Raw genomic sequence first — 20,003 nt, forward strand, 5'->3', positions numbered from 1 at the left:
TTAAATTTTTGCGTCAGGGCGCAAGTTCCGGAGCGCTAGGCCTATTAGCAAAATCAACCATCCCAGCCTCATCAATTACTAGAACATGTTTATCACTTAACTGCATGGTGTGATTAGCCAAGCGATAAGATAACGATTTAATCGTAGAAGAAGTAATCCCAGTTTCAGCCTGCAACGCTTTAGCAACTTTACCCGATAAAGCAGCACCAATGACCACCTGCCCTGCTTGAGTGTAATGCTCATTAACTGGCTTTAACATATAACTCTTACCAGTACCGGGACGACCAATCACAACAGAGATATCAGAGCTTTGAGAAATATATCGAAATGCTTCATGCTGCTCGTCACTTAATTGATATTTTCGAGCAAGCTTATCAACTGGCTGATTAACAGCATGCTTTTGAGATACCATCATCGCTTCAATATCATTTAACAACTGTACTTCCTGCGAGAAATGATTACGAGTAGTAAAACTAGCCTGTCCCCTACTATTATCCCCCAGTAATATCACATCCTTATGATTCATAACTTTTTCAACATACTGCAAATATTCCTGAGGATTATCTGACGCCTGAAAGGTTTTAAATAACAACCGTTCAACATCCCTTCGGGTAAACACACTATGTTGCAAAGATAAGTGATTAATCACATTCTCAATATTACCCCGCGTGATCTCCATTCGCGCTTGTTGAATCAACTGGTTTTCTTCTTTCAGATAATGCGCATTAGGATTACGATGCTTACCTCGATGCCGCTCTGAAATCAGATGATTAGCATCCACTTGTAAACCAAGATTCTTTTCAACAAAAAACTCATTCTGCATCTCCCGCCACTGCTCGCCCCAGTAGTCTTGTTCAACAACAAAGCCTTTAGCAAAAGCAGGATTCAAATCACGTGCTTTATGCTTTGAAAAGTTATGACCTTCAAGCCTCCGAGTGGTAACTAAAATATGTGCATGCGGATTACCATCGCCATGATCATGAATCGCAACGTCAGCAGGCAAACCATTTGATACAAAATGCGTATTAGCAAATCGTCTGGCCAGTTCAATCTGTTGAACGATATCTAGCTCACGAGGCAAGGCCAAAACAAAATCCTTGCACAATTGAGAATTACATCGAGTCTCACTTCGCTCTACCTCATTCCATAAATGATCACGATCCAAAAACAAATCATGCCCACCTTCAGGCAACAAAATTTCTGAATGCTTAACATCATCTCGATGAGAAAAATCATAAACTTGCCCAATCCGATCATCATAAAGCTTAACCCCAGAACGATAAGCAGCAGCTGCCACAGCACTATGACCTTTTGAGCGGGAGTGAATTGAAACATGAGCAAAAGCAATAGCCATGGCATCTCCAAACTAGTCGAGTCCATCGATTGCTTTTAAATAGAATAAATCTTTGTCCGTAAAAGATTTTTTTTATGCGTAAAGCATGATTCTAGCAAACAAACGAAAGTTTGTATATTGCGCCCTTGGACTTTTCTTCTATTCTTATAGAATATAATCTTAACAGGAAAATTTATGGATAAATTAAGATACTGGACTGGTAAGGATACTAAATATAAAGAAATTTGGGATGCTTACAATGACTATGTTGAAGGTTATTCATCTAAGATAATGTCAGTTCCAAACCTTCATCTAATTATCGAGTTTGAGCAACCAAACCTTAACTTGCCACTCTTAAATGCAGAGGCAGTATTTAAAACCATACAAGGTTTATTTCATGATTTTAAATATGAATGTCTAGAGAAAGATGAGTATCAAGCGTCAACGCCGATATCCTTATATAGTATTGATAGAGGTTCTGCAATATGGGATTTTTTGATATCGAATGCTTATATCATACCTATTGTATATTCGTTCTCTTATGGAATTGTTAAGTTTAAAGGCGCATTACTTGATAACAGATTAAAAAAATTACAAATCCAAAAGCTTGAGTCAGAACTAGAACAATTAAATCAGAATAGAAAAAAAGATTCTAAATCAGAGATCAGTAAAAATTCACTTGATAAATTTATTGAAAAACACTCTTTACCAATTGAGAACCTTGTTAACCAAAATATTAAAAGCATAAAAGTTACGTCTATGGAGAATATGCTGGGTTTAGATTACTATTCAAGAACTGAAGTCATTAGTCTTGATTTTAGTGAGACCCCGAAAGATATTGACGGACCTAACATGTCAAAATAACGGCTGCAATTAAGTATTTATCAAATAATAAACTAGGAACTTTTGACAATTCACATAGGTAGTAACGTTAAGACCTCAAATCACTTAGTCAGGGTGATACCTGTGTCGTTCTCAATCTTAAAAAATTACAAATGCTTTTAACCTCTGAACTAGTAAAGATAGGATCAAAATAAGCTACGTATCTATTCAATTCCTTCAATGATAAAATCTTCACATGCTTAAACTTTTCTTTTGGTTTTGCATTTGTCATAACCAATAGGTTTCTTACAGGTATTTGCTTGCGTCCCCAATGATGGCTATCCAAATTAATGTTGTATTGTGATTGACTGTTTAGCAGTACAAACAAGGCGTAGCTTGATCTTAATATCTGTTTGACGGGGGACCTGAGATCAATATTGTTTACTGATTGCTTATTCCAGTTTTTTGTTTCTAAAATAAAAACTCCTGCTTCGCAGACCAGAAGATGATCTATTTGAATACTGTATATTCTGTCATCTTCATTTTTGTTATAAATAGGAGGAGTAAACTCCACAGAGAAATCATTAAACATATGAAAGTTATCTGATAACTTTTGAACTTCTTTTATAACGGAATTTTCGCCAAGTGCTCCAGCAATCAGATTGTAAAGACTATCAATAACTTCTTTTGTTCTGTCCAATTTTTGTATCGACACCAGACAGCGTTCTGGTATAAGTGTATCCCTATTTGTTATGTAATCGTTCAATTTCTCTTTGATTCTATGTAAATCTTTTTTTACTTGATAGGTCTTTTTGTGAACTATTTTTTCGAAATTCTTTTGTAAGTTGGATTTCTTATTTATTAATATTTTGGATTTGGGATAGTAGTAAATTTTTTTAATAAAGCTTTTGTTAACTTTATCCTGAGTGAGTTCTATTTCTTTATCTAATTCTTTTATTTTAAAATTTATTTCGTTCGTAACCTCATCATTTAATTCATTATAATCTTGCTGATATTTGGCAAAGTCGAGGTGTAGTTTGTTTATTTCGATATCTAGTTCATTTTCAATTACTTTAGGTAATTCACTCTTTTCTATCTCAAAATTCTTTATAAAATGAATGATTTCACCGACAGAACTAAATCGTGTGATTCCATTTTGATGTAATATCTCCCTTAATTTTTTGAGCGATTCAATTTGCCCTTCAATTACAGCCATTTCAATGCATGGGCCTCAAGCTAAATTGCGGGACAGTATAGTTAACCTTGAACAAATAATCAACAAACGACCAACGATTTGTGACCAATAAACGACCCAACCGTGAAAGTTGTAGTGTTGTTGTGACTGAATTAAGCTGATTTTTATGGATTGATGCATATTAATGTGTTGATTTTATGATAACTTAAGGACTGCAGTACTTGGCTTTGAACCAAGTATATAATAATTTATTTAATCAATTCTTATGATTCTCGAATTAGGAATCACAAGAATTGATTTATAAGATAATTACTCTCCTCCCCAAATTTTATCCGTAAACTTATAGAGCCTTGGCGTTCCCACACCTCTAATCCGAGGCTTATGCGATGCCTTACCATCAGACGCAGGGACAATCCAGCCAGCATTGAGCAGAACCCTAGTTACCATTCTTTGCTCAAACCCTTTACACAGTTCATTTTTATAAGCTTCAGGAAAGACCATGAATAAACGATAACCATCAACGACCTCATAAAACCCTGCTCGGTTATGGATGTGTTCATTATTGGGGGATTTAATATTATCAAAGCGACTGGTACCATACGTTTCGAAGAAGGCACGTACTTGGGAGAGTATTGCCCTGTCTTCTCGGTTACCTTCTGTGCCGAAGGTTTCTTGCCATGATTCGAAAATAAAAATTTTGGTCCGACCCCAATATGGTCGGGAAATTTGCATTACTATTTATCGTTTATTCACCCAATATATTAGCGCAAAAATTGGAGTCTTTACAAAGCCAGCGAATAGAAGTAGTCAAAAAATATGTCTCCTTACTGGGCCAAGGCAAGGTTTAAGCCATTATTCCTTTATTTGCCCCTGACGCGATTGCAGTTTCTTCATCAGGTAAAATAGACAATCCAACTCACTTTTATAAAACATTGTTTACTAAAACCATCAAAAACCCAAATGCTAACTTAATCAACACATTTTCAGGAATGCAAGACACTGATATGATGACAGCTTATTTTGATTACGCCTGGGATAATATTAAAGGTCAGCGTGTGTCTGCAAAATTTTTGGATTTATTTGTTTTTAAGAAAAACTCGTCTCAAATAAAAGCAATTTTTGTATTTAGCAATACTTTTCAACAAGATATTATGAAGCAGAAGGCTTCAGAATCTCATTAGTTACATCAGTCAATTATAAAAATAAGGATGTATATATGAACAAAATTGGATTATTAGCAGCCGGAATAGTTATGTTAACTAGCCAATACAATTATGGAACTTTTAGACAAGCTCAACGACCGATTTACGAAAAATAGTATCAATCTGGTAAAAAGCCTTTGTTATTGCTGCTTGCTTCTTGTCTTCCCCCATGTTGACACCCTCTGCTCTGATGAAAGTAATATCGGATATTCCTATAAAATTAAATACCGTTTTTAAATAACTTTCCTGATGATCCATTGCTTTTAATTCAGGTGAAAATTCAAATTCACTACCCCGGGAAGAAAGGACAATAATTTGTTTATTCCCAGCTAAGCCAACAGGCCCATGCTCTGTATATTTAAAGGTTTGCCCTGCTACCAGAATACGATCTATCCAAGATTTTAGAACGGATGGGATGGAAAAATTATACATAGGTGCTGCGATGACCACTCGTTCAGCTTTCATAAATTCATCCAGATAATCTTTAGATAAACTTATTTGATAAGCTGTTGCATCAGTTGGAACTTGATTTACCATTAGTTCAAGTGACAAATGTGCTGGACTGTCTTTAACTAAATCCCTGTAGGTGATATTACTATCCTCAGTTTCCAAAAAGTATCTCATCATTTGTCTTGAAATAGATTGTTGCCCCATCATACTGGAATCAATTGCTAAAGTTTTCATATTTTATCTCGTGTAGTTACTTGTTAATAAGTATATAATTGCAACTATAAAAGATATTTAGCGAAAATTGAGAATAACTGTTGCACAAAATGCAACAATAAATGGGATTGATTATGGATCTTAATGACATGTATTATTTTTATATGGTGGTGGAGCATGGAAGTTTTACTAAGGCGAGCATAGATCTAGGGATTAATAAATCCATATTAAGCCGGCGAATTTCACGACTTGAAAAAAATTTACAGGTTAAATTGTTGTACCGTTCAACGCGAACCTTGTCATTAACAGAACCTGGGCATAAATTCTATCAACACTGTCAGTCTATCGTGGCTGAGTCAAAAGCCGCCTGTAAAACCATATTAAAAGTAAGAGAACAACCGGCAGGCCGATTACGCGTTAGTTGCCCTGCCCTGTTTTCACAGTTTCATTTTGGCCAATACATTATTGACTTCATGCGTTTATATCCAGAGATTCAAATAAATTTAATTGCGACCGAGCGGTTTGTTGATTTAAATCAAGAAGGCGTTGATGTTGCATTGCGATATCAAACACAGCCTTTGGCTGATTCTTCATTAATAGCCATTAATCTTGGACCATCGGAGCATATTTTAGTCGCAAGCCCTGAGTATCAAAAATATAACCCTCCCATTCTAACGCCTGCCGATCTATCTGATGCAAAAACCTTGTTTAAAACACGAAGCGATGGGGTGTTACAATGGTCTATTAAAAATCATAAATCTTCAGAGCAATTAGTAATTCCCCTTAATCCTAAAATACAAAGCGATGAATGGTTGATTTTAAAACGAGGTGCTTTAGCAGGACTAGGTGTAACGGTGATGCCGCAAAAATATTGTCAAACTGAATTGGATGCCGGTGAGTTAATTCATTTACTTCCCGAGTGGTCAGTACCAACTGCAACTCTCTATTTAATTTATCCATCAAAACATTATATGATCCCCGCAGTTCGGCATTTTATTGACTTTATGTCAGAACGTTTAAGAGAGTCCAGATAATGCAATTTATAATAAGAGGTATTTCATGATCGATATCACTCCAGAATTGGCACGCAAGCTCATTAATGAACAATTTCCTGAATATGCTGATCTCCCCATTCTATCAGTTGAAAAACAAGGTCATGATAATCGTACATATCGATTGGGCGATGACTTGTTAATCCGTATGCCAACCGATGAGTCATATGCCTTGAAAGTACCTAAAGAACAGGATTTATTACCTAAAATCGCCCCTTTCTTAAAAGTATGTATTCCTGTGCCTGTAAAAATGGGAGCAGCTTCTAAAGACTACCCCTACCCATTTTCCATTTATAAATGGCTTGAAGGCAGAAGTATCAACCTTCTTGTTTTAGATGATGATTGCATGGAGAAACTTGCTTTTGATTTGGCAATATTCTTGAAAGATCTGCAAAAAATCAAAGGGATAGATGGCCCTACTCCAGGCCAGCATAATTGGTGGCGCGGCGATCATGTCAGCGTTTACGATAAGGGTGCACGAGAACAAATTAGCGAACTAGCAAGTATTATTAATAAAGATAAGGCGATGGCCTTGTGGAATCGAGCTTGCGATACACAATGGCAAAAAGCCCCTGTATGGATCCATGGTGATTTTGCGGTAGGAAATATGCTGATTAACGAAGGAAAACTATCAGCAATCATTGATTTTGGCGGTATGAGCTTAGGTGATCCCGCTTGCGATCTGGTGATTGCATGGACTTTTTTAAAGGGCAAAGCTCGTCAGGTTTTCATCAAAGAAATTAATTTAGATGAAGACACATGGCTTCGTGCAAAAGCCTGGGTTTTATGGAAAGCGACCTATGAATTGTGTCAAATTGCAGATAAAAATAGTGCTGAAGGTTGGACTCAGCAAGAAATTATTAAGGAAGTTTTGTTTTAGATTTAATTAGAATATCGTAGCCTTGGTGCAGCCGCAGGCGTAACCAAGGTTTTCTTTTTTAAATGATATGGTGTTTAGACCAATATCAATGCTTTTAAAGCAGTATTTGTCACCAGGTAAAAATGTTAAGTCATATCATTACGGTGATGAGGATTAAGTTATGTACTCATTATAAATTTTATTATTAGTTTGTTTATTGTGAGTCACCCAAATTTCCTGTACCCATTTATTATCAAAATCTACTGTACCATCGGGTGACATAATTTCTGTCAATAAATGATAAACACAGTTTGCATATGCTTCGCTCGCCCTTTTAGGTTCTCTTTTAGGATATCCTGAAACATTTAACAATGACAGGCCATTATCCTGCCGTATTAATTGATCATGCCTACTTCCAACTACGTTACCACCATTACTTATCGCAAGGTCAGCACATAAGGGAAATAAACCAGATCTTTTAAAGAGATATTAATTCATGGCTCCATAGTTGTAGGGAAATTTTGGTAGATATTTGTTTCATCAAGCTTAGATTCTCGCTCAAATTTATAAAAGCAAACTTGAGAAAGCATGAATCTGGCTTGATAGAGAGCGTTATCGCTATTGGCTTTTTCAAGCTAAAAAGCGTTATGGTTTTTGTGTGTTAAACTATATGATTACTTCCAATCATATTCATTTGCTTGTGAAGCGAACTAAACCAAATATCATCGCAAAATCAATGCAGCTTATCGCTGGGCGCACCGCTCAAGAATATAATAAAAGAAAAGATAGAAAAGGTGCTTATTGGCAAGATCGGTATCATGTATGTGTGATTCATAGCGATGACTATTTATATCGATGCTTAACATATATCGATTTAAACATGGTTAGAACAGGTCGCGTAAAACACCCTTTGGATTGGGAATATTGTGGTTTCTATGAATTAATGCAGAATAAAAAACGGTATAATATTTTATCTATAGAATCTTTATTAGATTTGTTGGGATATCGTTCACTTGAACAACTAAAGAAAGCAAGAGAAGCTCAGGTTCAAAACGCATTAATAGAAAATAGTCTAGATAGAGAACCTATGTGGACTCAAAATAAAAACATCGGTGCTTCGGAAGAAAAATATAGGACAGGTTATAAGTGATATATTTGAAAAAATGTATATTTCTAGTGGATAAAACAGCCTTCTTAGGCTAAAACAAGGGTAAGGAACGGGTCTAACTAAATGATATTTATATATTTTTTGATGGTCCGACCCCTTACTCCTTGATCAATAGATTATAAGCATCCGCTAGGAAGCCAAAAGAGCCTTAACCAAAAGCTAAAGAAAGGGGTCAATTCGCTTTTAATTAATTCAAAATAGATATGCTCTAAGTGCCGCTATACTTAAATTTTATTCTTTACCAGTATAGTTATTTCTAATAGAATTCATCCTAGGGAGATAAGAAAAATAAAACGGATCTTTTAACGCGATATAAATTTATGCCTCTAAAGCTGTCGTCAATTTTTGTAGTTACTTAATGCTTCTGGATGTAATTTGCGTGAAAAGTTATTAAAACTGAAATGGTGAAAGTATAGATCTGTATCCATCCTTAGAATATAAACTTGCATTGATAGTAAAGAAATTTCTTTTACTTTTAAACAGTTAAATTCCAATGCTTTTGACGGATCCACCATCAATCCTGAAATTACTACCCGTTATCCATCTGGCGGAATCTGAGCATAGGAAATACGCTAATTCCGCTACGTCCTCTGGAGCTCCGAGTGCTTGGCTATCGAAAACATTGTTGCAAAACTGTCTTGCATAGTCTTCTGGAGACAGGTTGTTTTTATGCGCTTCTTCATACCAAGAAGGGGTCACTATTACTCCTGGAGAAATGCTATTAACTGAAATTCCGTATTTTCCATATTCATTGGCTAAACTTTTTGTAATGGATAATTGAGCTGATTTAGTCATTGCATAGTGAGTCATTAATACACCCGGCTCAATTGCTTTTTCGGAAGAAATAAATAGTATTTTACCAAACCCATTTTCCTTCATACTTGGAAGTAATTTTCTAGAAAAATGTATCCCACTCATGACATTTAAACTGAATAATTCATACCACTCATCAGGAGCAATGTCTTCAAAGGGTGATATCCGTCCTATGCTGCCTACGTTATTGATTAAAAAATCAACCTTACCAAATTGGGTCAGAGCATCCTTTACGACTTTGTCGATGTGTTTCTCTTGTCTGAGATCACCATAAATCGAGATCACTCGCGTTCCATACGATGAAATTTCTTGTTGGGCTATCTCTAGAGTCTTCTTATCATTTGATGTAAGAATGAGATTCGCGCCAGCCGCAGCGAATTTTTTAGCAATGGCTTTCCCTATCCCTTGGCTGGAGCCTGATATTAGCGCAACGCGATTTTTAAAAGAAATTTTCATATAGCAGGCCCATAGTTAATTTTAATTACTCGTTTAGCTTTGTATTTTAAAACTAAAAACATGCATCGCATAGGGATCGGGATTTTCTGGAGTCCTTAGATCGTCTTCTGTTTTAAAAACCTCTTTGTACTCTCTATTGGAAACAGCAGAAATAATTTTACGCCAAAATTTTACGGCTTTAATATTCTCTGGCATTACAGCTACTGACCACTTTCCCGGATGCTCCTTAAATATTTGTTGGGCAACTATACCAGCTATACCTTTTCCTTGAAATTTAGCAAGAACGAAAAATTCTCCCATGTTCCAGTCGACTGGTTCCAGTAAATTAATTTTATCTAAAAGGACGAAGCCAGCGATTTCATTGTCAACTTTTATTAAAAAGTCTTTTTCGTTAGGCGCTTGAATATAATGCTTAAAATCAATGCATTCAAATAATCCATCTTCAGGGCATTCCCAACCCATATAGGCTGTTCTATCGTATACGTAAAATCGCGCCATATTCTGAATAGTTGGATAATCTTTGAGGGAAGCCTGTACCAGTTTAATAGGAGGTTCAAAGCGTTTAATCAATAAATGATGGGGTTTACCCGCACCAGAGGCGTCACCAGCCATCACAAAGTCAGTAATATGTTCGAAACCTGCTTTCATGTATACATGTTTGGCTCTGGGATTGTCGCAGGCAGGATCAATTAAAAATGTGTCGGCCTTAGGATCAACCTCTTTCATAAAAAAATCTACAAATTCAGATAAAATTTTAGCTCCATAACCTTTACCAAAGTAAGCTTTCTCACCAATCATGAAATCGATTCCGTAGGAATGACCAGTCTTTGAGAGGTTAATCAATGGGCACATAAGGGAAATAAACCAGCTTAAAGTTTTACGTCGCCAAGGTCACAGGTGGAATCATAAGCGTGTTTACCGCGTGTATTGTGAGCTTAAGCTCAATATGCGTCGCAAGGGAAAAAAGCGGTTACCCAATCGCTCGCCTGAACCTCTGAGAGTGCCAGAGTCCATTAACCAATGCTGGTCTATGGACTTTATGTGTGATGCGTTGATGTGTGGCCGACGCTTCAGAACATTTAATATAGTAGATGATTTTAACCGTGAAGTTTTAGCGATCGAGATAGATCTAAGTCTACCTGCTCAGAGAGTGGTTCGGGTATTAGAACGAATTGTTGCCTGGCGTGGTCTTCCTGCCAAACTACGCATGGATAATGGTCCTGAATTTATTTCAGGTGCCCTAGCTGATTGGGCAGAAAAAAATAAGGTGCAATTGGAGTTTATCAAGCCAGGAAAGCCAACACAAAATTCATTTATTGAGCGATTCAATAGAACTTATCGCACAGAAATACTGGATATGTATGTGTTCAAAAATTTACACGAAGTAAGAGAGTTAACAGAAAACTGGATAAAAGAGTACAACGACGAAAGACCCCATGATTCACTAGATGATTTAACCCCATGGGAATATCTGGTAAAAAAACAGGCAATGAACTCTAATTTAGGCTGCCACTAAACATGGGGGGGTTACATACAGCCTCCCACATAGACCACTTCATCGTTCAACTCGCCAAGCTTCCTTGCAACAAACTCCAGCATTCTTAAATTTGAGGTTGCTCGTTGGTTTCTTTGAGGCATAACTTCTCTCTTAATAATTCAATGGCTATTTTACGTTCTCTTGCACGTCCTGATCGAATCGCATCAATGAGAACCAATAATTCATAAAACGGTTGATCCGGATGTTTGGCAATGGCTTGAGGTACTGAGCGATACAAAGGTTCTAAAGCTAACCCTCGATGCTCTCCTTCAGCATGTGGCCATACCGGTATTGGATCATCTCCTAACATAATATGTTTTTCAAACAAAGGAGCAGCATAACTTGTAGGTATACCTCGTGTATATGACCCTAACTGCACTGGAAAGAAGTATTTTACACCATATATTAAGCACTCTTCACACGCAGCCTTGATAGGCATTCGTATTATTTTATTTGAACTGGAATCCTCTGACTTACGATAAACAGGCCCCAGCAATCCAGATAGCTCTAGACGCTTCATCCCTTCATGAGCTTCGGAAGCACTCATGCAAAGATAAGTTGCCAAATCTTTTTGAAGTAATTGGTCAGGATGTTTACTTGCTATGATTTTTAACAATATCACGATGTCTTGTGGTTTTAGCATCATGAATCTCCAAAATAGGGTCTTATTTAAATTCTACACCAAAATTTCGTAATTCGCGAATCGCGAATCACAAATATATTATATTAATATTTAAATAAGGCTCATGATTAATAGAGTAAAATTTAAAAGTTTCTAGACGGCAACGATTGTTTTCACAATAATGCACACTGTTATTTGAGAAATGATCAAAATAAAATGAGTAACTACTAATATAAAATGGATGTCTGCATGATTTACAGTCGATTTATACCCTTTGTGCTTTTAATTCTTTATGTCATTGCAGCTACAGCAATGCAATATCACACAACAACCTCTTGGTCAGAAGGGCTTATTGGCTAACCAGTGATAGGTATTGGTATTCTCTTTACATTTTTAGCCAAAAAATTAACTAAGAATGAAAGACAGACTAAACGCGATATATTTCGACAAAATCTATATGCCATCATAAGCGCATTTATTATTGGAAGCTTGCTACACATAATTCTTAATTATGATAACAGCGATATGAAAGCTTGGTGGGGGCTGTGGCTTTATTTTATGATGTTCTTTGGATTAATCTTTTCTTTTATTTATGCCTTAATCAAAACCACTCTCAAAATAACCAGCCATGCATACACAATCATCTATTCATATTTAATAATAGGTATGTATATTTTGTTGCAATTTTTTCCCATGCGAATAAACTTTCTTTCGTTAGGAGACATTGAGCCCTTTTATCTACTTACGGTTATTTTAATATTCACCCATTTAGGATCATGCTTGCTATTGAAGCGATTTCATAGTCAAAAAATCAAATAACGAACACTACTAAAATATGTAATAAAAAACACTTTTAATGAGAACTAATTTATGAACCATATTTGTGTATATCTTGGATCCAGCTTTGGTAATAAAGAATGTTATAAGCATTCTGTTGAGGCATTGGGCAAAGAAATTGCCGCCCAGGAATATACTCTTATTTACGGTGGTTCAAGCCTAGGAATGATGGGGGTATTAGCCAATACTGCCATGAAGCATGGTGGGAAAGTGATAGGCATTACAACTCAACATCTTCTCGACAAAGAAGTACCACTTGATACCTTGGATGAACTCATCATCGTTGACTCCATGCAAGAAAGAAAAAAGCGCATGCAAACAATGGCTGATTCATTTATCGTTATGCCAGGTGGACTTGGTACCTTAGAAGAGGCAATTGAAACTTGGAATGCGATAAAAATAGGCGAAATAACTAAGCCAATCGCCTTTTTTAATAAAGATGCTTATTTTGATAGCCTTTTTAAATTCATGACATGTTGCAATGAAAGCGGTTTTTTAAAAGAAGCTGATTTAAAATTACCTATTGTTTCAGACAACATCAAGGTTATCTTAAACACACTGAGCATTAATAAAACGAATAAAGTTTCAGAAAGTGCAACAAAAGCTTGTACCGTATAATTATTGTCTAGTTATCATACTGAAAGGGAAGAAATGACAGACTTTTTGTTATCATACGCAAAAAAATATACAAAAAATTACGAAGGACTGCCAAGCGCCTGTTGGCAGGGTATTATTCTAATTGGTATCAATGCTTTTACTATTGGCATTTGTTTTTTCCTATCACTCTATTTCGTCAACGCAAAGCAATTTACACCATCTACCTCCGGGCTACTTCTTTCATGTTATGGTATAGGCACGGTTGCTGGCGGAATTATTGCGGGCAAATTTTCAGATACGATTTCACCTAGAATAATATCCATTATAAGTTTACTTATGCAATCTAATGCATTTTTCTTACTTATATTTTTACAATCAGCCCTGGCACTGATGCCTAATCTTATCTTGCTGGGATTTGCTGCTTATGGCTTCAAAACTTCCAATAATACATGGATGCTTAATCAATGTAATAACGATTCAAATTTAAGATACAAAACGATTAGCATTTCTCATGTCGCCTCAAACTGTGGATTAGGATTATCAGGTATACTAATAGCCTGCTTGGTAACCTATGGATTTAAAAGCATTTTTTATTTATCTAGCTTTGTATTGATTTGTGCCGCATTTTATCTTCTTACACAACTCCAAGGGGTTAAAACGTCTTCCAGCATAAAAGAAAATTATCAATTTAAAAAAGTGAGTAGAAATAAGCAAATAGTCACTGTTCTAACCTGTGTTTTCCTTATCGGCTTAATAATAGCTCAACTGGGCTCTACATATCCTCTATATATACAGGCATCATTTCCAATACTGGGGGTTCAAGGTGTTAGTATCTTATTTCTTTTAGACACATTCTTAATAGTCCTCTTTCAAGCACCATTAACGAATCTGTTAAGTGAGCAAAATAAATTCTTAGTAACAGGAACCGGGGCTTTATTAATGGGTTTTGGAATGCTGGTTCTATGCTATGCATCAAATTTTTCTCTGGCGATTATTTCTTGTATTATTTGGACAACAGGTGAAATGCTATTTGTTTCAACAGCTCAACTCCTTTGTTATGAAAGCAGTCAAGCCGACAAAAAGGGCCAAAGTTTAGGATTATTCCAGAGCGTATTTGCCTTGAGTAACATTATTGGACCTGTACTTGGTAGCTCAATTTATCAGTATTGGGGTGGATATTTATTGTGGTATATCAGTGGGGGTATAGGTATTTTATGTTTTATGCTTTGTTGGAATATGACAAGAACTCATGCTCACACACCCTCTTAAGAATGAGCTATCCGAAGCGAATATTGCTCCCGCGTAGGCAGGAAACAATGTATTATGAAATCTCTCATCAAAATTGAGTAACTCTTGAGAGTCTCTTATGAAATTGTAACTATCTTCAATATTATGAAAATATTTTAAATCAATGCATTTGGCGATTTGCCCAAAGACTGTATCAGTAGATAATGAATCTTCTTTCAATGATTCGTTAACAAATATATCTATAATATGCTCAAGTTCCTGCATATTATTTATGGTACTAGCGACTGTTCTTGATCTGGGTGAAAATACATGGGTTGATGGATACTGTAATGAATAATATATAGGGAAACTATCGGTTTCAAAATTGAAATGCTTAGGTTGCATTATAGTTGGCCAGTATTTTTTTAACCCATAAGACTCTACAAATATCTGCTGTAATGTTTGGACTGGTAATGCGCTGTTATCAATTGCAGGAACATAACCTGGTGTTGCACCAAGAACTGTGGCAAACAAATGTTTGGCAGTATCAACAAGGTAAGGATTTGGCTTTAGATTTCGCTTTCGTTGAATGATTGAAAAGGTTGTATCATAATAAATACGGTTTCTATCAAATTCATACCGTTGCCACGCCAGCTCGCTAAGATACTGTTTTAAATCCTTCCATTGCACATCATTATGCAAACTATTAACCCAACTTTCTGAAAAGTAAACAACACAACATCGCCAGTCAGTTTGAATCTCCTTGCTATTAGCAACTTCTCTGAAAATTTGCCAATGCTCATACAACGTTTTAGGAGGACGACGTTTAATATTAAAATCTTTTTGCAAGTTTGTATGATTAAGTGCTGAACCAATATTAGGAAGCATAAATGTCGATCTTACCCCAGCGGTTGATGACAATAGTCCATTTGGTGTATAGCTTCGGCTTTGGGTCTTATTAAGAATAGTAGACAAGGGAAAAAAATCGCCTGGCTTTAAAATTAGCCACGGAATAGTGATATTCTCATTGTTTAGATCGATAAAGCATTCAATCTCTTTTTCTAACACCATCCCTAATGGTGTATGGTTGGCACTATATCCAAGATGATGAAGAACGTCTTCTGGGGCTTCCGGGTCTGTTATTCGAAAATATCCCCCATCCATTCTGGGAAATAAGGAGCTTTGTGTATCGGCATCAGTATCACCATAAGGATAATAAGCTATATAAAGGGGGTAAGATTGATTTGGCGAGAGCTGATCAACAATTTTAGTAAATGTAGGCTCGACTTTTTCAAACCGATGACGAATATCCGACCAAGTGCATTTGACCAATCCATTTCTTTCATCAACTGAGGTTACCATCTATACAACTTCCTACACCCTTTCAAAAATTAAGCTATCCAGCTGCTGCATTTTAAATTTCGAATTGAAATGTTGTCAAGAAAACACTGTGAATTCTCCCTTGTCATGTTGCGAATTATTTGCCTTTAAAATTTGCATGCAAAAATCTTAATTTTTTAATGTAGTAATCAATGGTTTAATTCCCCCCAGTTTTAATAGCTTAGAAAATTAATCATTAGAAATATAAGAGATTGATTTTAAGATACATTAATAAGGAGTCTTTATGAGTAATTTAGAAACTAACCACGTAGATTGTTTAAATTTGTTAAAACAAAAGCATGGCTTCTCAAATAAGGATTTATCTAAATTATTAGGTATTTCAAAAAGAGCCATAGTTTCTAATAATATGTCTGAAAAAGAAATAACCACTATCAAACGTCTTGAGTCTATTCTAAGAAAAGAGGGAGTACTATGAATCAATTGTATTTGTACACACATTGTGCTAACATTTAATTATACATATAAACGAGTACGCAACTATGGAACCGGTTAAACAAAACGATGATCCAAAGCCTAGAAAAAAAAGACGAGCACCAACTAGGGCACGTTCGCTATCAGGAAAATCATCCCGAATTGGGTTGAGGATATCCCCTGCCCAAGAGAGAGCTATTAAATTGGCTTCTGAAATAAAGGGGAAATCTACTTCTGAATTTATTTTAGATACGGCTTACCAAGCTGCTGAGCAAACATTGTTAGACCAAAGGCTTTTTATGGTATCCAATGATAAGTTTGAAAAGTTTTCAAAGTTGCTTGACAGAGAACCCATGGATAATGAAGGATTGAAAAAATTATTTTCCAAACCCTCACCATGGGATGAATAATGCTAAAAAAACCAGTCCCACTTGATAATAAAGTTGAAATAAATAACTTTAATAGTGGCAATCAAAATCTTGATACATGGTTTATCAAACATGCAAAGCAAGCTGGTGGAAGTGGTTCCGCTAAAACCTATGCCGTTTTTGATGATGATACACCTGTTGGATACTATAGCTTGACTGTCGGACAAGTAGAGCAATCTGAGGTCTCTAAAAGAGTCGCTCAGGGAATGGGAAACTATCATATTCCTGTGATTATTCTAGCTAGAATGGCAGTCAGTAAAAATTATCAGGGTAAACAAATAGGTCGGGGCATGTTACAAGATGCTATTAAACGGTCATTGATGGTCTCTAACGAGGTGGGTGTTAGGGCTATCATTACTCACCCAATTGATGATAAAGCCGAATCATTCTATAAACATTTTGGCTTTGAAGAATCACCGCTTAGAGAAAAACAGCTTGTTCTGTTATTAAAAGACGCTAAACGTGCGTTGTCATAATTGATATATATCTTTCTGTGGGATGGGAATTAATGCTGATACCTTTTTGAAGGATACTCTACTTATCTTGAACTTGAGATTCTTAACAATTAAGCAAGTTGGAAAAACACCATTTTTATATCAATTGATATCAGGTTCGAGTTGATATCATATGATAGTGAAATACGCCAGTTTGTCCCATCTGCCCCAACCAGATTTATTCTGTTGGGGACGGCAATAAGCCAGTAATGACGGGCATGCCCCACTTGTCCCCTTTGTCCCGTGCATTTTTTACGATGTTTGCAGAATTTCTTGTTTAGCTACTTTTTATAATGATGAATAATGTTTGTCATCATACATAGCAATCATATTACTAACAACATCAACAAGCCCTATCAACTCATGCGACTCATCTTCACCGACAATATCTAACAATTGATCAAGTAAATCAGCAAGTTGAACATATTCATCCTCATTTTGAGGTTCTCGAATTACTGGTGAGATATGTTTCCAGTGATCGATTATTTCGTTGATATTCATAAGTTGATACCTATAAAAAACAAGAGCCTCAGAAGAGGCCCTGCGCCCAGGGAGAGAAGTCCAAGGGGAAGTAGTAGTGTAATTATGGATAATAATGATTAGCTACGTCAAATATATTCAACTTAAGTCAGCTGTCTCCATCATATGCTCAAGTATAAAATTAGCCACCTGCTGCATTGGTTTTCTCAAGCGTTCTACATCTTTCATAATATACCCTGCTGTCACATCATTATTCATTTTGTGGTTGAGCAAACGCTTCAAGGCATAGGCTGGTAAATCAAGGCTATCTGCAATAGTGGCAAAGGTTCTTCTTAGATCATGTAAAGTAAATGGTACGCCAGATAACTCCACTACCCTATTTACCGCCTTTTTAGGTTCATAGATATAACCAGTTTTGCTTTCAGCTGGAAATATATATTTACTGGTTTTCTGTCTGCTTCTACGTTCCATTAATTCATATACAAAGTCAGACATGGGTAAAGTATGGACTTCATGATTTTTGGTGTCTTGGATGGTGATGGTTTTGGATATCAGATCGATATCATCCCATTTTAGCGATGCAGCTTCCATTTTACGCATACCGGTGAATAGTAATAATAAAAAGTAGTCATGCCACAGTAATGCATTGCGATAATTATCGTTTTCAACCAATCGAATAACACCTTGATACCAAGCTGCTAGTTGATGGGATTTGATGACTGTTTGTTTGCGGTCAATTCGATACCAAGCTCTGGTGTGTGATAGGTATTTAACTGGATTAACGGTGATAATGGGTTGGCCATCAGAAGTGTGGTATTCAAACGTGGCAAAGTTAAAGATGGCACGCAATACCCGCATTGCATTATTTGCTCTTGCTTTACTGGTATTAGTACCATGTTGTAAGTGACGTTTGGCTAACATTTCCCGAGTAATGCTAATCAGCGGTTTATCCAACCAATCAGGCATTACTTCGCCCAATACTTTTTCATAGTCGTATTAGGTTTTTGACTTGAGGTCTTTTCTGGTTTTTAAATAGTCCTTGAATACATCACGTAACGATAATGCTTCAACTTTCTTGGCTTTCTTTTCAGCAATGGGATCTTCGCCTCTGGCAACACTGCCTAATAACCCTTTTGCTTGCTTCCTAGCTTCTTCGACAGTTAGTGCACCATATTTACCCAAAGTCACTCTTTTCACTTTGCCATTGATTCGGGTTTCAACAATAAAACTTTTCACCCCACTTGCAGTAATTCTTAATGCAAATCCTTTTAGACTGTCATCTCGAAAAAAGGATTGGGGTTTGCCGGGATTTGCTTCTAATTTATCAACGATTGTTTTGGTCAATTTTATTCCATTTTGGGTTGTTGCCATATTATTCTCCTAAGGCGCATTCAAGAATTAAAAGCTCCCATGCAATGTTCACTTAGCTCACTAAGTTATTTTTTTTTCAAATCAATTATTTCGTATGTATTTTTCAAGTGGATTGAATTATCAAAGATAGTACCCTTCATGTTAGAACCATCTAAAAACATGATCATTGCGTCCGTACATGTTCCAGAAGATGTGAAGTTAACCTCGTTTATCTGGCATTGATATTTAGATTTATCATCAAGACGGAGATTCATTCGAATAGTAGATTTATACTTATTAAATTGTGCAACAGCCTCTACTTTACAGGTTGTATTACTATAGGTACCTTGCCACGTTCCTACAATATTTTCACAGGGATCTACGTTATCTGCGTTGGCAGAAAGAAAAGGAATAAACAATAAACAAGAGAATAGGCTTTTTGCTTTAATAGTCATCATGACTCCTTATAATAAAATTAAGGCAAATCATATCATTGCTTGCTGACTTTTTTAATGGTGCAAATTTAGTTAGTTCTTTGAGAAAGCAAGGTCTGTACCAAACAATTTAATATCACTCTCCAAAGCTTTAAATGTCTCAGATTGGACTGCTTTATCAACATTACCAAGAATTCTCTTATTAATAATGTAGATATAAGAGATATAAGGGTCGGACCAAAAAATTCTATTATTTAACAATTGGTTAAACATAAATATAGATACTTATTGTGTCTTAAAAGCTATTTTTGCTTATTAATATAGATTCTAAGAAAAAATAGACTGATAAATGCACCTCACTTCTCAGACATATCCCTTAAAATCAATTTTTATAAAGAAAAATAGGTTTTAAGGCACAATATTAAGCTTGCCTTGTAGTTAACTTTATGTTTTTCAATTAAATATTTTGGTCCGACCCCTAATAGCTCGGACTATTGGTCCGCCCTAAACTTTACTCATTTTTATAGAAATTTAAGTTCTGAGTAAATATATATCAGCCAAATGAAGGTCTCGTAATTATCGAGAATGGGTTTTGTCCATTGATCTCGCTGCCGACTGAATA

Annotated in this window: 20 protein-coding genes and 3 pseudogenes; 11 read left to right on the forward strand and 12 right to left on the reverse strand. The window is 35.9% G+C overall.

Annotated features, from left to right (window positions below; all coding sequences use genetic code 11):
* Positions 1 to 13: 13 nt before the first annotated feature.
* A complete protein-coding gene (locus tag AB3348_RS06355; RefSeq protein ID WP_367606733.1) occupies positions 14 to 1,354 on the reverse strand; it encodes a MobA/MobL family protein in 1,341 nt (446 codons plus the stop codon).
* A gap of 174 nt (positions 1,355 to 1,528) precedes the next feature.
* Between AB3348_RS06355 and AB3348_RS06360 the strand changes: the two genes are divergently transcribed.
* Positions 1,529 to 2,197: a hypothetical protein gene (locus AB3348_RS06360; protein WP_367606734.1), complete on the forward strand. Its 669-nt coding sequence runs from the start codon at positions 1,529 to 1,531 to the stop codon at positions 2,195 to 2,197.
* 88 nt (positions 2,198 to 2,285) lie between these two features.
* On the opposite strand, the gene AB3348_RS06365 is transcribed toward AB3348_RS06360, so the two are convergent.
* On the reverse strand, positions 2,286 to 3,371 hold the full coding sequence (locus AB3348_RS06365; RefSeq protein WP_367606735.1) for a nuclease-related domain-containing protein: 1,086 nt from the start codon (positions 3,369 to 3,371) through the stop codon (positions 2,286 to 2,288).
* A 288-nt stretch (positions 3,372 to 3,659) separates the two neighbouring features.
* A pseudogene (locus AB3348_RS06370) lies at positions 3,660 to 4,037 on the reverse strand (hypothetical protein); the annotation flags it as partial.
* A 302-nt stretch (positions 4,038 to 4,339) separates the two neighbouring features.
* Here AB3348_RS06370 and AB3348_RS06375 point away from each other — a divergent pair.
* On the forward strand, positions 4,340 to 4,531 hold the full coding sequence (locus AB3348_RS06375; RefSeq protein ID WP_367606736.1) for a hypothetical protein: 192 nt from the start codon (positions 4,340 to 4,342) through the stop codon (positions 4,529 to 4,531).
* A 102-nt stretch (positions 4,532 to 4,633) separates the two neighbouring features.
* On the opposite strand, the gene AB3348_RS06380 is transcribed toward AB3348_RS06375, so the two are convergent.
* Positions 4,634 to 5,236, reverse strand: a complete 603-nt coding sequence (locus AB3348_RS06380; RefSeq protein ID WP_367606737.1) for an FMN-dependent NADH-azoreductase — start codon at positions 5,234 to 5,236, stop codon at positions 4,634 to 4,636.
* A gap of 113 nt (positions 5,237 to 5,349) precedes the next feature.
* On the opposite strand from AB3348_RS06380, the gene AB3348_RS06385 reads away from it, so the two are divergent.
* Positions 5,350 to 6,249: a LysR family transcriptional regulator gene (locus AB3348_RS06385; RefSeq protein WP_367606738.1), complete on the forward strand. Its 900-nt coding sequence runs from the start codon at positions 5,350 to 5,352 to the stop codon at positions 6,247 to 6,249.
* Between the two features lie 25 nt (positions 6,250 to 6,274).
* Positions 6,275 to 7,147, forward strand: a complete 873-nt coding sequence (locus AB3348_RS06390; protein WP_367606739.1) for an aminoglycoside phosphotransferase family protein — start codon at positions 6,275 to 6,277, stop codon at positions 7,145 to 7,147.
* Between the two features lie 153 nt (positions 7,148 to 7,300).
* Here AB3348_RS06390 and AB3348_RS06395 read toward each other — a convergent pair whose 3' ends face one another.
* Positions 7,301 to 7,567 carry a hypothetical protein gene (locus tag AB3348_RS06395; protein WP_367606828.1) on the reverse strand — a complete coding sequence of 89 codons (267 nt, stop codon included), beginning with the start codon at positions 7,565 to 7,567 and terminating at the stop codon, positions 7,301 to 7,303.
* 151 nt (positions 7,568 to 7,718) lie between these two features.
* On the opposite strand from AB3348_RS06395, the gene AB3348_RS06400 reads away from it, so the two are divergent.
* Positions 7,719 to 8,276, forward strand: a complete 558-nt coding sequence (locus tag AB3348_RS06400) for a transposase (protein WP_367606829.1) — start codon at positions 7,719 to 7,721, stop codon at positions 8,274 to 8,276.
* Positions 8,277 to 8,777: 501 nt separating this feature from the next.
* On the opposite strand, the gene AB3348_RS06405 is transcribed toward AB3348_RS06400, so the two are convergent.
* Both AB3348_RS06405 and AB3348_RS06410 read right to left on the reverse strand, forming a co-directional pair.
* On the reverse strand, positions 8,778 to 9,563 hold the full coding sequence (locus AB3348_RS06405) for an SDR family NAD(P)-dependent oxidoreductase (RefSeq protein WP_367606740.1): 786 nt from the start codon (positions 9,561 to 9,563) through the stop codon (positions 8,778 to 8,780).
* A gap of 33 nt (positions 9,564 to 9,596) precedes the next feature.
* Positions 9,597 to 10,415, reverse strand: coding sequence for a GNAT family N-acetyltransferase (locus AB3348_RS06410; protein WP_367606742.1), 819 nt, complete (start codon positions 10,413 to 10,415; stop codon positions 9,597 to 9,599).
* Between the two features lie 19 nt (positions 10,416 to 10,434).
* On the opposite strand from AB3348_RS06410, the pseudogene AB3348_RS06415 reads away from it, so the two are divergent.
* Positions 10,435 to 11,079: pseudogene (locus tag AB3348_RS06415) on the forward strand (IS3 family transposase); the annotation flags it as partial.
* Positions 11,080 to 11,164: 85 nt separating this feature from the next.
* Here AB3348_RS06415 and AB3348_RS06420 read toward each other — a convergent pair.
* Complete coding sequence (locus tag AB3348_RS06420) at positions 11,165 to 11,746, reverse strand: hypothetical protein (RefSeq protein WP_367606743.1); 582 nt, start codon at positions 11,744 to 11,746, stop codon at positions 11,165 to 11,167.
* 846 nt (positions 11,747 to 12,592) lie between these two features.
* Between AB3348_RS06420 and AB3348_RS06425 the strand changes: the two genes are divergently transcribed.
* Both AB3348_RS06425 and AB3348_RS06430 read left to right on the forward strand, forming a co-directional pair.
* Positions 12,593 to 13,177, forward strand: a complete 585-nt coding sequence (locus tag AB3348_RS06425; protein WP_367606744.1) for a TIGR00730 family Rossman fold protein — start codon at positions 12,593 to 12,595, stop codon at positions 13,175 to 13,177.
* Between the two features lie 33 nt (positions 13,178 to 13,210).
* Positions 13,211 to 14,425 carry an MFS transporter gene (locus AB3348_RS06430; protein ID WP_367606745.1) on the forward strand — a complete coding sequence of 405 codons (1,215 nt, stop codon included), beginning with the start codon at positions 13,211 to 13,213 and terminating at the stop codon, positions 14,423 to 14,425.
* Here AB3348_RS06430 and AB3348_RS06435 read toward each other — a convergent pair.
* Positions 14,369 to 15,745, reverse strand: a complete 1,377-nt coding sequence (locus tag AB3348_RS06435) for a hypothetical protein (protein ID WP_367606746.1) — start codon at positions 15,743 to 15,745, stop codon at positions 14,369 to 14,371. The genes AB3348_RS06430 and AB3348_RS06435 overlap by 57 nt on opposite strands.
* Positions 15,746 to 16,007: 262 nt before the next feature.
* Between AB3348_RS06435 and AB3348_RS06440 the strand changes: the two genes are divergently transcribed.
* The 3 genes from AB3348_RS06440 (at position 16,008) to AB3348_RS06450 (ending at position 17,099) form a co-directional block, all read left to right on the forward strand.
* Positions 16,008 to 16,199: a hypothetical protein gene (locus AB3348_RS06440; protein WP_367606747.1), complete on the forward strand. Its 192-nt coding sequence runs from the start codon at positions 16,008 to 16,010 to the stop codon at positions 16,197 to 16,199.
* A gap of 64 nt (positions 16,200 to 16,263) precedes the next feature.
* The gene (locus AB3348_RS06445) at positions 16,264 to 16,605 is read left to right on the forward strand and encodes a DUF1778 domain-containing protein (RefSeq protein WP_367606748.1); all 342 of its coding nucleotides are present in this window, start codon (positions 16,264 to 16,266) and stop codon (positions 16,603 to 16,605) included.
* Positions 16,605 to 17,099 (forward strand): GNAT family N-acetyltransferase, encoded by a 495-nt coding sequence (locus tag AB3348_RS06450; RefSeq protein ID WP_367606749.1) that lies wholly within the window; start codon positions 16,605 to 16,607, stop codon positions 17,097 to 17,099. Before AB3348_RS06445 ends, AB3348_RS06450 begins: the two co-directional genes overlap by 1 nt.
* A 306-nt stretch (positions 17,100 to 17,405) precedes the next feature.
* On the opposite strand, the gene AB3348_RS06455 is transcribed toward AB3348_RS06450, so the two are convergent.
* The 3 genes and pseudogenes from AB3348_RS06455 to AB3348_RS06465 form a co-directional block, all read right to left on the reverse strand.
* Entirely contained in the window at positions 17,406 to 17,618 is a 213-nt protein-coding gene (locus AB3348_RS06455) for a hypothetical protein (RefSeq protein ID WP_367606750.1), read from the reverse strand.
* A 117-nt stretch (positions 17,619 to 17,735) separates the two neighbouring features.
* Positions 17,736 to 18,968, reverse strand: a pseudogene (locus AB3348_RS06460) (tyrosine-type recombinase/integrase).
* A gap of 65 nt (positions 18,969 to 19,033) precedes the next feature.
* Positions 19,034 to 19,405, reverse strand: a complete 372-nt coding sequence (locus AB3348_RS06465) for a hypothetical protein (protein ID WP_367606751.1) — start codon at positions 19,403 to 19,405, stop codon at positions 19,034 to 19,036.
* Between the last annotated feature and the right edge of the window lie 598 nt (positions 19,406 to 20,003).

It is taken from the genome of Legionella sp. W05-934-2, from assembly GCF_964199965.1.
Lineage (GTDB): Bacteria > Pseudomonadota > Gammaproteobacteria > Legionellales > Legionellaceae > JAFIFT01.